Source organism: Citreicoccus inhibens, assembly GCF_019039035.1.
Taxonomy (GTDB): domain Bacteria; phylum Myxococcota; class Myxococcia; order Myxococcales; family Myxococcaceae; genus Citreicoccus; species Citreicoccus inhibens.
Map to the genome: position 1 here is coordinate 55,098 of NZ_JAHNZT010000028.1, position 13,574 is coordinate 68,671.

The window sequence follows — 13,574 nt, forward strand, 5'->3', positions numbered from 1 at the left end:
GGACTCGGGTGGCACGCTTCGATGAGAGTCGGCCAGAGATGACGGTGGAGCAGTTCCGCCTGCTGCGTGACCACGTCTACTCGCACTGCGGCATCCTGGTTCACGACGACATGAAGTTCGTGATGGAGCGCCGGCTGTGGCCTCGCCTGGAGGCCTTGCACCTGGCGGACTTCGGCGCCTACCACCGCTTCCTGCGCTACGACGTTCAGCGCCACGCGGAGCTGGAGGCGGCCGTCGAGTCGCTCACCACGCACGAGACGTACTTCTTCCGCGAGCCCGTCCAGCTCCGCGCCTTCACGGATGAGCTGTTTCCCCTGCTGGAGAAGCGGAACGGACGGTTGAAGCGACTGCGCCTGTGGTCCGCCGGCTGTTCCTCCGGCGAGGAGGCCTACACGCTGGCCATGTTGCTCAAGGAGAGCCGGCGCTTCGACGAGTGGGACGTGGAGGTGTACGGGACGGACATCTCCCGGCGCGTGCTGGCCACGGCGCGGCGAGCGGAGTACGGGCCGAGCGCGTTGCGGGCGACAGCACCGGAGCTGTTGGAGCGTTACTTCGTGCCGCTGCCAGGCAACCGCGTTCGCGTGCGCGACGACGTGCGGGCATGGGTGAGCTTCGGGCATCAGAACCTGCTGGACGAGGCCAGCAGCCAGCTCGTGGCGCGCATGGACGTCGTCTTCTGCCGCAACGTGATGATCTACTTCGATCAATCCGCGCGGCGCCGCGTGCTGCGAATCATCCGCGACCGGCTCAATCCGGGGGGCTACTTGCTGCTCGGCCACTCGGAGAACCTGCTCAACCTGGGCGCGGACTTCGAACTGGTGCACCTGCGCGGGGACCTCGTCTACCGGAAGCCCGAGCTGCCGGGCGGAGAGGGGCGCTGATGATCCGGCCGCTCTCCGTGCTCGTCATCGACGACTCGGCGCAGAACCGCCGCACCCTCACCACGCTGTTGGAGTCGGCCCCGGACGTGCGGGTGCTGGACCGGGCCGCGGACGGAGAGGAGGGCCTGCGCAAGGTCCTCGAGCTCAAGCCGGACGTGGTGACGTTGGACCTGGAGATGCCTCGGCTGGGGGGCTACACCTTCTTGCGGCTCCTGATGCGCACGGCGCCCACGCCGGTCATCGTCATCTCCAGCTATGCGCACCGCTCGGACGTCTTCAAGGCGCTGGAGTTGGGCGCCTTCGACTTCATCGCGAAGCCCGCGCGCGGCACGCATGAGTCCTTGGAGCAGCTGCGCGGTGAGCTGCTGGAGAAGGTGCGCGCGGCTCGCCACGTGCGCACGGCCGCGCGCATCCCCGCGCCAGCTCGGGGCCCGGTGGTGGCGAACGAGGCGCCTCAGGTGCTCGCCATCGGCGCGTCGACGGGCGGGCCTCCCGCGGTGCAGCGGTTGTTGGAGGGGCTGACGTCCGAACCCTCGCCGTGCGTGCTCGTGGGGCAGCACATGCCCGCCCACTTCACGCGTGCGTTCGCGGACCGCCTGGACCGGATGGGCCCCTTCACGGTGACCGAGGCGCGCGAGGGCGACGTGGTGGAGCCCGGACACGTGTTCATCGCGCCGGGGGGACGTCACCTCGTCGTGTCGGAGCGCTCGGGGCGGCTGGAGCTGCACACGCCGGCGCCGGTGGGGCAGGACAAGTACGCGCCCTCGGTGGATCGGCTGTTCGAGAGCGTGGCGCAGGTGCTGGGCGCTCGGGCGGTGGCGGTGGTGTTGACGGGCATGGGCTCGGATGGCGCGCAGGGCGCACGGGCGGTGCACGCGGCGGGCGGCGAGGTCTGGGCCGAGTCCGAGGAGACGGCGGTCGTCTTCGGGATGCCGCAAGAGGCCATCGCCACGGGCGCGGTGAAGCGGGTGCTGCCCTTGGGGGAGATGGGGCCGGCCCTGGCGTCGCTGGTGCGAAGGCGCCGAGGCACCTGACGGGCGTTGTCGGATTTCGAGCGGGGAGCGCCGGACACATTCCCGGGCCGCGCGGGGCCAGGGTGTTAGGCTGCGTGCATGTCGCAGCAGATCCGCGCGCTGGTGGTGGATGACTCTCAGGCCATGCGGCGCAGCATCATGTACGCACTCCAGCGGCTCGGTGGGGTCACCTGCATCGAGGCGCAGGATGGCGCCGAGGGCCTGAAGAAGCTCACCACGCAGGGGCGCTTCGACCTGGTGCTGACGGACATCAACATGCCGTTGATGGACGGGCTGAAGTTGATCAGCCACATCCGGCAGGCGACCGACCACCGCACCGTGCCCATCGTCGTCATCACCACCGAGGCGGCGGCCGCGGACCGGCAGCGCGCGATGGTGTTGGGCGCCAGCGCGTACCTGGTGAAACCCGTGCAGGCCAAGGTGGTGGTGGATACGGTGAAGGAACTGCTCAACCTCGAATGACTTCCCTGGAGCCGCGCTGGCGAATGGAAACCGTCCTGGACGTGCAAGGGCTGGCGAAGACGTATGGCGCGGTGCGGGCGGTGCAGGGGCTGACGTTCCGGGTGGCGCCCGGCGAGGTCCTGGGACTGGTGGGACCCAATGGCGCGGGGAAGACCTCCACGCTGAGGTGCCTCGCCGGCATCCTGCCCCCGTCGACAGGGCGTGTGCGCGTGGCGGGCCATGACCTCGCCATGATGCCGGTGGAGGCGAAGCAAGAGCTGGCCTTCCTGCCGGACGAACCGCGCTTCTTCGAGTACCTCACGGTGTGGGAGCACCTGAACTTCACGGCGCGGCTCTATGGCGTGGAGGACTGGGAGGCTCGGGCGCGCGGTCTGCTGGAGGAGATGGAGCTGGGAGGCCGCGAGCGAGCGCTGCCCGGCGAGCTGTCCCGCGGCATGAAGCAGAAGCTGTCCATCGCGTGCGGCTTCCTGCACGCGCCTCGGCTCATTCTCTTGGATGAGCCGCTCACGGGGTTGGATCCGCTGGGCATTCGCCGCATGAAGGCCTCGTTGCGGCGCCGCGCGGAGCAGGGCGCGGCGCTGGTGTTGTCGTCGCATCTGCTCCCGCTGGTGGAGGAGCTGTGCCACCGCATCCTCGTCATCGCGAAGGGACAGGTGGTGGCGCTGGGGACGCTGGCGGAGATCCGCGAGCGACTGAGCGGGCCCGGGGGCGCGAACGCCTCGCTCGAGGACTTGTTCGTGCGCATCACGGGCGGGGATTCGGACCCCGCGCGCCTGGAGCAGAGCGGACCGTGAGCCTGCATGGTGCGGTGCTCTTCGTGTGGGTGCGCTCGGGGCGCAATCGCGTCCTGCGCCAGCTCCAGCGGCTGAAGCGTCCGCGCTACCTCGTGGGGGCGCTGGTGGGGCTCGCCTATCTGTACTCCCTCGTGGGGCGCACGCTGCTCCTCCGCGACAGCGCGGGGAGCGCGTCTCCAGGCGTGCGGCTCTTCGCGGAGCTGTCGCTGGTGGTGTCGGTGTGGGGGACGTTGTTCAGCGCGTGGGCCCTGGGCGCGGATCGCCCCTCGCTGACGTTCACGGAGACGGAGGTGCAGCAGCTGTTTCCAGCGCCCGTCACGCGCGGCGCGCTGCTGCATTACAAGCTGGCGAGGAGCGTGCTGGGCACCGCCGCGGGCGCGCTGGCGGCCACGCTCTTCGTTGGAAGGTTGGTCAGCGCCCATCCCGGGCTCTTCTTCCTGGGCGCGTGCCTGTCGCTGACCACGCTGTCCCTGCATGGCACGGCGGCGTCGTTCATGCGCACGCGGTGGGCGGCGCGCGGCGGCTGGGTCGTGTTCGCGCGCTGGGCGGTGTTGGCGTTGGGGCTGGCTGGCGTGGGGTGGGTGGTCCTGGAGGCCCTGCGCGCGCATCCGCTGCCGGCGGGCTTCGCGTCGGCGCGGCAGGGGCGTCAGTGGCTGCTGACCTTCCTCGACGCGCCGGGGCCGCGCGCGGTGCTGTGGCCAGGCCGCTTGCTGGTGGGCCCCGCGCTGGCCAAGAGCACGGAGGACTTCCTCGCCGCGCTCCCGCCCGTGCTCTTCCTGCTGGTCGTGCACTACGCCTGGGTGTGGTGGGCGCAGACGCCCTTCGAGGAGTCCGCGCTCGTCCGCGCCGAGGCCCGTGAGCGAGCGCGGGCCGTGCGTGCTCCGGGGCGTGGGGCCGCGATGGGTGGCATTCGCGTGGGGCGGCAGCCCTTCGCGCTGAGGGCGCGCGGCCGGCCGGAAGTCGCGCTGATCTGGAAGAACCTCATCGCCCGCCAGCGGATGGGCGGTGGGTTGATCTGGCTGCTCATCACCGTGGTGCTGGGCGGGACGCTGGCCGCGCTGCTGGGAGATCCGACGGTGCTGGAGGACTCGCGGCGGGTGGTGAGCCCGGTGTGCCTCACGATGGCGGTGGTGATGGCGGTGGTGGGCCCGAGCGCGTTCCGGATGGATCTCCGCATGGACCTGCCGAAGCTGGAGTTGCTGCGCGTGCTTCCACTGGCGGGCTGGCAGGTGGTGGGCGCGGAGCTGGCGGCGTCCGCGCTGACGCTGGGCGCGTTCCAGGTGGCCTTGTTGGCCGGAGCGCTGCTGCTGGGCCGTGAGGAGGACTTGGGCTTCGAGGGCGCCTGGGTGCCCGCGCTGCTTGGACTGATGGCGTTCCTCCCCGCGCTGTCGCTGGCGGGCCTGTTCGTGCAGAACGCGGCGGTGGTGCTGCTTCCCGCGTGGGTGCCCGTGGGGATGGAGCGCGCGCGCGGCATCGAGGCGCTAGGCCAGCGCTTGCTGACCTTGGCGGGGACGCTCGTCGTGACGTTGGTGGGGCTGGTCCCCGCGGCCTTCGTGGCGCTGGTGGTGGGCTACCCGCTGTTCGATCGCTTCGGTGCGTGGGCCTTCAGCGTCGCGGGCGTCGTGGCGGCGGGAGTCCTGGCGGGCGAGGTCGCGTTGGGCATCCGCTGGCTCGGACGCGTCTTCCAGTCGCTCGACCTGTCGGAAGAGCAGACGGAGTAGGCGCGCGATGCGCTGGCCGTTGAACAGTGCTGCGACCTCGTGACGGGGCGGTGCTCGCGGCCTCACTACACTCCGCGCGCTCGCGCGACGTGTCGCTTCGGTGAGGAATGCGGCCAGGGCTCGAGCGAGGAGGCGGCACATGAAGGTCGGCTTCATCGGGTTGGGAAACATGGGCTCGGCGATGGCGCGCAATCTGCTCGCCGCTGGACACTCCCTCGTGGTGTGGAACCGATCGCCAGCGAAGGCCGAACCGCTGAAGCAGGCGGGCGCGACGGTGGCCGCCACGCCCGCGGAGGCCGCGCGGGAGGCCGAGGTCGTCATCAGCATGGTCGCGGACGATGCGGCCGCGGAGACCGCCACGCTGGGGCTCGCGGGCGTCCACGCGGGGCTGGCGCGGGGCGCGGTGCACGTCTCATCGAGCACCCTCTCGGTGGCGCTCTCGCGAAAGCTGGCCCAGGTGCACGCGGGCTCGGGCCAGGGCTATGTGGCCGCGCCCGTGTTCGGCCGCCCCGCGGCGGCCGAATCCAAACAGCTCTGGGTCCTCGCGGCGGGGCCGGCACCGCAGGTGGAGCGCGTGCGCCCGTTGCTCTCGGCCATGGGGCGCGGCCTCACGGAGCTGGGCGAGGAGCCGTCGGCGGCCAATGTCGTGAAGCTGTCCGGGAACTTCCTCATCGCGTCGATGCTGGAGGCCCTGTCGGAGTCCTTCGCGCTCGTGCGCAAGTCCGGCGTGGAGCCGGCCCGTTTCCTGGACGTGTTCCAGTCCGTCTTCGCGCGCTCGCCTGTGTTCGAGGGCTACGCGACGGCGGTCGCGAAGGAGCAGTACTCGCCCGCGGGCTTCGCGCTGCGCCTGGGGTTGAAGGACGTGTCGCTGGTGCTGGAGGCGGCGCGCGCGGCGGAGGTCCCCATGCCCCTGGCCAGCCTCGTCCGAGACAACCTCCTCGGCGGGCTGGCGCAGGGGATGGGCGCGTTGGATTGGTCCGCGTTGGGGGCCATCGCCGCGCAGCGAGCGGGGCTCGGGCCCCCCGCGAAGTGATGGCGGGGCCTAGGGCTTCTTGCGGAGCACCTCCGCCGGAAGGTTGCGCCGCTCTCGGGTGAGGAGCGCGGAGAGGACCACGACCAGGGGATTGGGCAGGGCGACGAGGACGAGGATGAGGGCGAGCTTGCAGGCGCGCGTGAGCAGGCGCGCGCCCGTCGCGAGACCACGCCCGAAGGCGCGGCCCGCACGTGCGAACCAGGACATGACGTGCTCCAGGACACGAGAGAAACACTTCCGGGGACGGGCCTCGGAAGCGACTCAGTGCAGGAGCGCGCGATGGTGGAGGAACAGGCGCCGCGGAGGTGCCGTGCCGCGCGTCGCTGTCCAGCGCGCGCGAGGGCGTGACGCCTGGACACGGCGCGCGCGAACGCGAAGGGGCGCCGCGTGGGTCGCGCGCCGGACGGCCGACGGGCGCGGTGCCGCCACGCTCCGGCCGATGACGACCGCGATCGAATCTTCGCGAGTGGGGAGCGGATGCGCGGAAGCGCCAGCGCCCAGGGCGAGCATGGCGCACGTCAGCGCCAGACTCAGCCCGCGGATCATCTGACGCATGCGCCGGAACACCGCCTCACGATAGCCACGGCCTCCCTGGCGTCAACCCAGGGAGGTCGCGAGGCGACGGGTGCGTCAGAACTGCGCCCAGCCCGGAACGCGCGGGTAGGGAATGGCGTCGCGGATGTTCTGCAGGCCGCACATGTAGACGATGAGGCGCTCGAACCCGAGTCCGAAGCCCGCGTGCGGCACCGTGCCGTAGCGGCGCAGGTCGCGGTACCACTGGTAATGCGCGGGGTCCAAGCCGAAGCGCTTCATGCGCTGGTCGAGCACGTCCAGACGCTCCTCGCGCTGGCTGCCGCCGATGATCTCGCCAATGCCGGGGGCGAGCACGTCCATCGCGGCGACGGTCTTCCCGTCCTCGTTGATGCGCATGTAGAAGGCCTTGATCTGCTCGGGGTAGTTCATCACCACCACGGGCCGGCCCACGTGCTCCTCGGCGAGGTAGCGCTCGTGCTCGGTCTGCAGGTCCTTGCCCCACTCGGGCGCGTACTCGAACTTCTTCTTCGCCTTCTTGAGGATCTCGATGGCGTCCGTGTAGTCGATGCGCTCGAAGCTGGACTGGATGAACTTCTCCAGCCGCTCGATGACGCCCTTCTGCTGACGCTCCTCGAAGAACTTCATGTCGGGCGCGCACTCGTTGAGCACGGCCTTGAAGACGTACTTGAGGAAGCGCTCGGCCAGATCCGCGTCGTCGTGGAGATTCGCGAAGGCGATCTCCGGCTCGATCATCCAGAACTCGGCCAGATGCCGCGTGGTGTTCGAGTTCTCGGCGCGGAACGTGGGCCCGAACGTGTAGACCTTGGACATGGCGAGGCAGTACGCCTCGACGTTCAGCTGGCCGGACACGGTGAGGTACGCCTCACGGCCGAAGAAGTCCTGGTGCCAGTCGACCTTGCCCTCCGGCGTGCGCGGCGGGTTCATGGCATCCAGCGTGGACACGCGGAACATCTGCCCGGCGCCCTCGGCGTCGCTGGCGGTGACGATGGGCGTGTTCACCCAGCAGAAGCCCTCCTCGTGGAAGAACCGGTGCACCGCCTGCGCCGCGCTGTTGCGCACGCGGGTGATGGCGCCAAAGGTGTTGGTGCGCACGCGCAGGTGCGCCACCTCGCGGAGGAACTCGAGCGAGTGCTGCTTGGGCTGGATGGGGTACGTGTCCGGGTCATCCACGAGTCCCAGCACCTGGACCTCGTCCGCCTGGATCTCGAACGCCTGACCCTTGCCCTGCGACGCGACCAGCGTTCCGCGGCAGATGACCGAGCTGCCCGCGGTGAGGTGAAGGATCTTCTCGGCGTAGTTGGGCAGCGAATTGGGCGCGACCACCTGGATGGGATCGAAGCACGACCCATCGCTGACGTTGACGAAGCTGATGCCAGCCTTCGAGTCACGACGCGTGCGCACCCAGCCGCGCACCTCCACCTTCGTCCCCGCCTCAACCGAGCCCGACAGGGCCCTCTTCACACTGACCACCTGCATGACGCTCTCCCTTGAGCGAAGTCGGAAAAGCGAGTTAGCCGTGCCCGGGCCCGAGGGCAAGCCTGGAGACCACCCTTCCCGCGCTTCCCGCCCGCCGGCACGCGGCCGGCCGGGCGCCGCCCCGACCCAGGGGGCCGCGACGCGGGGGTCGGACCCATGCGGCCTGCCGGGAGGGAAGGGGATGGACCCGGGTGTTTTCAGCGGTCAGCCGGGTGCGATGGCCTCGTCCGCCCGTCTTGGGGCTCGCATTGCCTGATAGGCGGGCAACTCCCGCGCGGTGAGACTTGTTGCTCGGGGGGGCGGGCCTCTCATAAGAGACTCACACGCCATGGCGATGAACGAGAGTTACGAGCCGCAGTCAATCGAAGGCAAGTGGCAAACCCGTTGGGAGAGCGAGGGCCTCTTCCGGGCAGGCACGCGCCCGAACGCCCCGAAGAAGTACATCCTGGAGATGCTGCCGTACCCCAGCGGGAAGATGCACATGGGGCACGTGCGCAACTACCTCATCGGGGATGTCTTCGCGCGCTACTTCCAGATGAAGGGTTTTGACGTCCTGCACCCCATGGGGTGGGACGCCTTCGGACTGCCGGCGGAGAACGCGGCCATCAAGGACGGCGTGCACCCGGCCGTGCGCACCGAGGAGAACATCGCCTCGTTCAAGAAGGAGATGCGCAGCCTCGGCTACAGCTACGACTGGACGCGCGAGGTCAACACCAGCAAGCCCGAGTACTACCGCTGGAACCAGTGGTTCTTCATCCAGATACTGGAGCGCGGGCTCGTCTATCGCCGCTTCAGCAAGGTGAACTGGTGCACGGGCTGCCTCACGGTCATCGCCAACGAGCAGGTGAAGGAAGGCGTCTGCGAGCGCTGCGACTCGCCCGTGGTGGACAAGGAGATGCCCGAGTGGGCGTTCCGCATCACCCGCTACTCGCAGGACCTGCTCGACGCGCTCGACACGCTCAAGGAGTGGCCCGAGCGCATCACCGCCATGCAGCGCAACTGGATTGGCCGCTCGGATGGCGCCGAGGCCGAGTTCAAGGTCCAGGGGCATGACGCCTCGATGCGCGTCTTCACCACCCGCATCGACACCATCTACGGCTGCACCTACGTGGTGCTGGCGCCGGACCACAAGCTCGTGGCGCAGGTGACCACGCCGGAGCGGCGCGCGGACGTCGAGGCGTTCGCGAAGCGGATGAGCGCGCAGTCCAAGACGGAGCGGCTGGGCGAGGACGCGGAGAAGGAAGGCGTCTTCACCGGCGCGTACGCGGTGAATCCGTTCACGGGCCAGCCGGTGCCCATCTGGATCGCCAACTTCGTGGTGAGCGACTATGGCACGGGCGCGGTGATGAGCGTGCCCGCGCATGATGTTCGCGACTTCGCCTTCGCGCGCAAGTACCAGCTGCCCGTGAAGGTCGTCATCCAGCCGGCCGCGGGGGACAAGCTCCCCGCGGGCGACGCGCTCGAGGCGGCGTTCACGGAGTACGGCGTGCTGGTGGACTCGGGTGAGTACACCGGCCTTGCGTCCGCGGTGGCGCGGCAGAAGATGGCCGCGAAGCTGGAGGAGGAAGGTCGCGGGCGGACCACGGTGACGTACCGCCAGAAGGACTGGGGCTTCAGCCGCCAGCGCTACTGGGGCACGCCCATCCCCATCGTCTACTGCGAGAAGTGCGACCCGGAGCGCAAGGGCATCCCCGTGCCCGTGGAGCAGCTCCCGGTGCGCCTGCCCGAGATTGACGTGCAGGAGGTGCTGACGGGCAAGGGCGAGCCGCCGCTCGCCAAGGTGCCGTCGTTCGTCAACGCGACGTGCCCCAAGTGCCAGGGGCCCGCGCGCCGCGAGACGGAGACGATGGACACCTTCGTCGACTCCTGCTGGTACTTCGCGCGCTACCTCTCGCCGCACTTCGAGGGCGCTCCCTTCGACCCGAAGGAGGCGCAGCGCTGGTTGCCGGTGGACGTGTACGTGGGCGGCCCCGAGCACGCCGTGATGCACCTGCTCTACTTCCGGTTCTGGACCCGGGTGATGAAGCTCCTCGGGCTGTCGCCCGTGGACGAGCCCGTCACGCGGCTCATCACCCAGGGCATCGTCAACGGGCCGGATGCCCGGAAGATGTCCAAGCGGTGGGGCAACGTGGTGGCGCCCGCGAGCATCGTGGAGAAGTACGGCGCGGACACGGCGCGTGCCTACGTGTTGTTCGCCGGCCCGCCGGAGCGCGACTTCGACTGGTCCGACAAGCAGGTGGAGGGCGTGTTCCGCTTCCTCAAGCGCGTGTGGACGCTCGCGGCCACGCACCACGCGGCCGTGGCGGGAGCCACGCACTCCGGACCGTATGAGGGCAAGGCGCTCGACATCCGCCGCGCGGCGCACAAGTGCCTCAAGCGCGTGGGCGAGGCCATCGAGCGGCTGTCCTTCAACACGGCCATCGCCGGGGTGATGGAGTGCGTCAACGCGCTCTACCTGCTCGGCGCGCCGGAGACGCCCGCGGAGAAGGCGGCCATGGCCGAGGCCATCCGCATCCTCGCGGTGGTGCTCACGCCGATTGCTCCGCACATCGCGGACGAACTGGCGGAGGCCTACGGCGCCAAGCACTTCACGGTGCAGGACGGCTGGACCGCGTTCGATCCGGCGCTCGTGGTGGACGAGACGATTCCGTACGCGGTGCAGGTCAACGGCAAGCTGCGCGCGGAGATCCACGTCGCGGCGGACGCGGCCGAGGCGGACGTGCGCGCCATCGCCGAGGCGGACGAGAAGGTGCAGGCAGCGTTGGCGGGCAAGACGCTGCGCAAGTTCGTCTTCGTCCCCAAGCGCCTGGTGAACTTCGTCGTCGGCTGAGGCGAGCGCCAGGTGCCGGCCGAGGTCCTCGTCATGTGCCGCGCGTGCGGCAGGCCCCAGCCCGAGGGGCCGCCGCGCTGCGTCTTCTGTGGCGAGCCGCTGCCGGAGGCGCCTCGGTCCACCGTGGAAGTCCGGTTGGACCTGGGGCGGGGCCGGGGCCTGTTCGCGGGCCCCGAGCAGTTGAGCTTTCAGGGGCGGCCAGATGGGCCTCCCGCCACGGTGCCATGGGCGCGCGTGCGGCGCCTGGAGTGGGAGCGCCGGCCGTACCTGGAGGCACTCGGGTTGCTCGCGTTCGCGGCGCTCGGACTCTGGGCGCCCACGCGAGACATGAAGGTCATGGGGCTCGTCGCGGGCGTCATGGGCGTGCTGCTGGCCGGGCTCTACCGCCACCGGGCACTGACGCTCGACGTGACGGGCGGTGCCCGGCTTCGGTGGCCGCTGGGCATGGCGCTGCGAGGCTCGGCGCGGCAGGCGCGCCTGGAGGCTGCCTGGGGCGCGCTGGCGGCGATGGCGCGTGAGCGGGGCGTGACGGTGGTCCCCACGGCTCAGGAGGAGCCCGAGCGCCCACGCGCTTGACGGAGAGGCGAGGGCGGGTAGGGTGCTCCGCCATGCGTCCCTTCTGGTGCGTCCGCCGGCCTCGCGCGGGCGCGGCGCTGGTCCTCGTGTCGTCGCTGTTCGTCGGGTGTGGTTATCGCCTCACGCCCTGGGGCGCGAACCTGCCCGAGGGCCTCCACTCCGTCTGCGCCCCGGTGATGGGCAACGAGACGGCCGAGCCCGCGCTGGAGACGCTCTTCACGCGCTTCCTGCGCCAGCAGCTCACGCAGGCCGGCCGGCTCGGGACAGGCGCCGCGTGTGATGGGCGCATCGAAGGGACGGTGATGAACGTGGGAACGTCCCCCACCATCATCGCGAATAACTACCGCGTCACGTCCATGGTCCGACTGCGACTCATGAAGGACGAGCGGGTGCTCGGCGAGACGGTGGTCTCCGGGACGGAGGACTACCTTCAGGGGACGGGGGACATCCTGGAGGCGGAGGCCAACCGGCAGGCAGCGCTCGCGCGACTGGCGGAGGTGCTCATGCGGGACGGATACGCTCGGTTGGCCAGCGCCTGGTGAGGGCCGGGATTCGGCCCTCCACGACGTGAGTCGCGCTCAGGCCTGCTTCGCGGCGGCCTTGGCCAGCCGGGAGATACGGCGCGCGGCGGTGCGCTTGTGGAGCACGCCCTTGGACGCGGCCTTGTTCAGGCTCTTGGACGCGGCCTTCAGCGAGTCCGTCTTCTTCGCCGGATCCTTCGTGGCGATCGCCTCGCGGGCGGCCTTGACGGCCTCCTTCACGTTGGTGCGCACCGTGACGTTCCGGGCGCGGCGCTTCAGGGACTGGCGGTGACGCTTCTCTGCGGACTTGGTGTTGGCCAAGGCAATGCTCCAGCGGAAGGCAAGGAAAAAGAGGGGCCGTCCTTACTGCGACGCCCCCGTGGCGTCAAGGCGCGCGTGCGCTCCGGGCCCGGATTTCCGGCTCCCGGACGCCCGCGAGCAGGATCTGACGGCGATCGCGGCGAGGAATCACGGTGCAGGGGCGATGTATTCCCACACCAGCCCCGCAGGATCACGGAAGGCCAGCCGGCCGGGCGCCTGGGTCTGGAGGCTGCCCGGGTGGTCTGACTCCAACAGGCGCGCCAATCGGCCCACGGCGTGGGCGGAGTGGGCCTCCACGGTCATCCCAGTGCCCTGGGCCGGGCTGGCGCCCGGGTGGAACCGGAAGCGCAGGGCGCCGTCCGTGTAGGTGGCGGACTCCGGCGAGGGGGCCTCCACGGTCCAACCCAGGCGAGGGGCCACGGCGTCCCAGAAGGCCCGCTGGGCGCTCAGGTTCGCCACGGGGAGGTTCAGGGTGGTGGACGGAGTCGGCGTGGACTTCACGGGAGGTGGGAGGGCCTTCCCGGCGGCCTTGGCGCCCTGCCAGTGGCGCTCCATCTGCGCCAGGGTCGCCTCGCCAAAGGGCACGCCCTCCTCGTGCAGACGGGCCTCGATGTACTGGACGCGCGCGGTGAAGCGGCGGCTGGCCATGCGCAGCGCGTCCTCGGCGGGGGCCTTCACGAAGCGGGCGAGGTTGGCCAGGGAGAAGAGGACGTCGCCCAGCTCGTGCTCGATGGCGTCCCGGTCGCCGGAGGCGATGGCCTCGTCCAACTCGCGCAGCTCCTCGTCCAGCTTGCCGCGAACCCCCGCAAGGTCTGGCCAGTCGAAGCCGATGCGGCTGGCCTTCTCGGTGAGGCGCTCGGCGCGCAGGAGCGCCGGGGCCGCGGTGGGCACTCCGTCCAGCACCGAGCCCGCGCGGCCCGTCTTGCGCTTGCGCTCCTCGGCCTTCAGCTTCGCCCAGTTGGCGAGCACGTGCTCGGCGCCGTCCACCTGCTCGGCGCCGAACACATGGGGATGGCGGCTGGTGATCTTGTCGCTGATGGCCTGACACACATCGGCCATGGTGAACTCGCCCAGCTCCGCCGCGAGCTGCGCGTGGAAGACGATCTGGAACAGCAGGTCTCCCAGCTCCTCGCAGAGCGGACGCCACGGCCCGCCGAGCGCCACCCGGTCCATCTCGTCGAGAACCTCGAAGGCCTCCTCGATGAGGTACGGGCGGAGCGAGCGCAGGTCCTGCTCGCGGTCCCAGGGGCAGCCGCCCTCGGCACGCAGCCGGCTCATGATTCCCACCAGTCGTTCCAGCTCGGTCCCGGGCGCCGCCATGCGTTCACCTCCGCTCATTTCGCGCGTCCTGTAACACGCGCTGTGGTGGG

The 13,574-nt window shown here is 70.3% G+C and carries 13 protein-coding genes; 9 read left to right on the forward strand and 4 right to left on the reverse strand.

Annotated features, from left to right (window positions below; genetic code table 11):
- Nucleotides 1–8: 8 nt before the first annotated feature.
- From KRR26_RS26480 to KRR26_RS26505, 6 genes are all read left to right on the forward strand, one after another.
- The gene (locus KRR26_RS26480) at nucleotides 9–881 is read left to right on the forward strand and encodes a CheR family methyltransferase (RefSeq protein ID WP_217081164.1); all 873 of its coding nucleotides are present in this window, start codon (nucleotides 9–11) and stop codon (nucleotides 879–881) included.
- The gene (locus KRR26_RS26485; protein WP_120210806.1) at nucleotides 881–1,915 is read left to right on the forward strand and encodes a protein-glutamate methylesterase/protein-glutamine glutaminase; all 1,035 of its coding nucleotides are present in this window, start codon (nucleotides 881–883) and stop codon (nucleotides 1,913–1,915) included. Before KRR26_RS26480 ends, KRR26_RS26485 begins: the two co-directional genes overlap by 1 nt.
- 78 nt (nucleotides 1,916–1,993) lie before the next feature.
- The gene (locus tag KRR26_RS26490) at nucleotides 1,994–2,377 is read left to right on the forward strand and encodes a response regulator (RefSeq protein WP_217081165.1); all 384 of its coding nucleotides are present in this window, start codon (nucleotides 1,994–1,996) and stop codon (nucleotides 2,375–2,377) included.
- A gap of 23 nt (nucleotides 2,378–2,400) precedes the next feature.
- Nucleotides 2,401–3,171 carry an ABC transporter ATP-binding protein gene (locus KRR26_RS26495; protein WP_120210808.1) on the forward strand — a complete coding sequence of 257 codons (771 nt, stop codon included), beginning with the start codon at nucleotides 2,401–2,403 and terminating at the stop codon, nucleotides 3,169–3,171.
- Entirely contained in the window at nucleotides 3,168–4,892 is a 1,725-nt protein-coding gene (locus KRR26_RS26500) for a putative ABC exporter domain-containing protein (RefSeq protein WP_217081166.1), read from the forward strand. The genes KRR26_RS26495 and KRR26_RS26500 overlap by 4 nt, the downstream gene beginning before the upstream one ends.
- A 100-nt stretch (nucleotides 4,893–4,992) precedes the next feature.
- Nucleotides 4,993–5,925, forward strand: coding sequence for an NAD(P)-dependent oxidoreductase (locus KRR26_RS26505; protein WP_328707219.1), 933 nt, complete (start codon nucleotides 4,993–4,995; stop codon nucleotides 5,923–5,925).
- Between the two features lie 9 nt (nucleotides 5,926–5,934).
- On the opposite strand, the gene KRR26_RS26510 is transcribed toward KRR26_RS26505, so the two are convergent.
- Entirely contained in the window at nucleotides 5,935–6,132 is a 198-nt protein-coding gene (locus KRR26_RS26510) for a hypothetical protein (RefSeq protein WP_120210811.1), read from the reverse strand.
- Nucleotides 6,133–6,555: 423 nt separating this feature from the next.
- Nucleotides 6,556–7,956, reverse strand: a complete 1,401-nt coding sequence (gene asnS / locus KRR26_RS26515) for an asparagine--tRNA ligase (protein ID WP_120210813.1) — start codon at nucleotides 7,954–7,956, stop codon at nucleotides 6,556–6,558.
- Between the two features lie 328 nt (nucleotides 7,957–8,284).
- On the opposite strand from asnS, the gene leuS reads away from it, so the two are divergent.
- From leuS to lptE, 3 genes are read left to right on the forward strand one after another with little or no spacing between them, the layout of a single operon-like run.
- On the forward strand, nucleotides 8,285–10,786 hold the full coding sequence (leuS, locus tag KRR26_RS26520; RefSeq protein WP_217081168.1) for a leucine--tRNA ligase: 2,502 nt from the start codon (nucleotides 8,285–8,287) through the stop codon (nucleotides 10,784–10,786).
- Nucleotides 10,787–10,798: 12 nt separating this feature from the next.
- Nucleotides 10,799–11,362: a hypothetical protein gene (locus KRR26_RS26525; RefSeq protein WP_217081169.1), complete on the forward strand. Its 564-nt coding sequence runs from the start codon at nucleotides 10,799–10,801 to the stop codon at nucleotides 11,360–11,362.
- 32 nt (nucleotides 11,363–11,394) lie between these two features.
- A complete protein-coding gene (gene lptE, locus KRR26_RS26530; RefSeq protein ID WP_120210816.1) occupies nucleotides 11,395–11,904 on the forward strand; it encodes an LPS assembly lipoprotein LptE in 510 nt (169 codons plus the stop codon).
- A gap of 36 nt (nucleotides 11,905–11,940) precedes the next feature.
- Here the strand turns inward: lptE and rpsT are convergent, their stop codons facing one another.
- Together rpsT and mazG are read right to left on the reverse strand one after the other, a co-directional pair.
- Nucleotides 11,941–12,204, reverse strand: a complete 264-nt coding sequence (gene rpsT / locus KRR26_RS26535) for a 30S ribosomal protein S20 (RefSeq protein ID WP_120210817.1) — start codon at nucleotides 12,202–12,204, stop codon at nucleotides 11,941–11,943.
- A gap of 147 nt (nucleotides 12,205–12,351) precedes the next feature.
- Nucleotides 12,352–13,524, reverse strand: a complete 1,173-nt coding sequence (mazG, locus tag KRR26_RS26540) for a nucleoside triphosphate pyrophosphohydrolase (protein ID WP_120210818.1) — start codon at nucleotides 13,522–13,524, stop codon at nucleotides 12,352–12,354.
- Between the last annotated feature and the right edge of the window lie 50 nt (nucleotides 13,525–13,574).

What these genes read in the sequence shown, in the direction of transcription:
- leuS (WP_217081168.1), top strand. Translation starts at nt 8,285, where the DNA reads ATGGCGATGAACGAGAGTTACGAGCCGCAGTCAATCGAAGGCAAGTGG.
- KRR26_RS26485 (WP_120210806.1), top strand. Translation starts at nt 881, where the DNA reads ATGATCCGGCCGCTCTCCGTGCTCGTCATCGACGACTCGGCGCAGAAC.
- KRR26_RS26510 (WP_120210811.1), bottom strand. Translation starts at nt 6,132, where the DNA reads ATGTCCTGGTTCGCACGTGCGGGCCGCGCCTTCGGGCGTGGTCTCGCG.
- mazG (WP_120210818.1), bottom strand. Translation starts at nt 13,524, where the DNA reads ATGGCGGCGCCCGGGACCGAGCTGGAACGACTGGTGGGAATCATGAGC.
- lptE (WP_120210816.1), top strand. Translation starts at nt 11,395, where the DNA reads ATGCGTCCCTTCTGGTGCGTCCGCCGGCCTCGCGCGGGCGCGGCGCTG.
- KRR26_RS26490 (WP_217081165.1), top strand. Translation starts at nt 1,994, where the DNA reads ATGTCGCAGCAGATCCGCGCGCTGGTGGTGGATGACTCTCAGGCCATG.
- KRR26_RS26495 (WP_120210808.1), top strand. Translation starts at nt 2,401, where the DNA reads ATGGAAACCGTCCTGGACGTGCAAGGGCTGGCGAAGACGTATGGCGCG.
- asnS (WP_120210813.1), bottom strand. Translation starts at nt 7,956, where the DNA reads ATGCAGGTGGTCAGTGTGAAGAGGGCCCTGTCGGGCTCGGTTGAGGCG.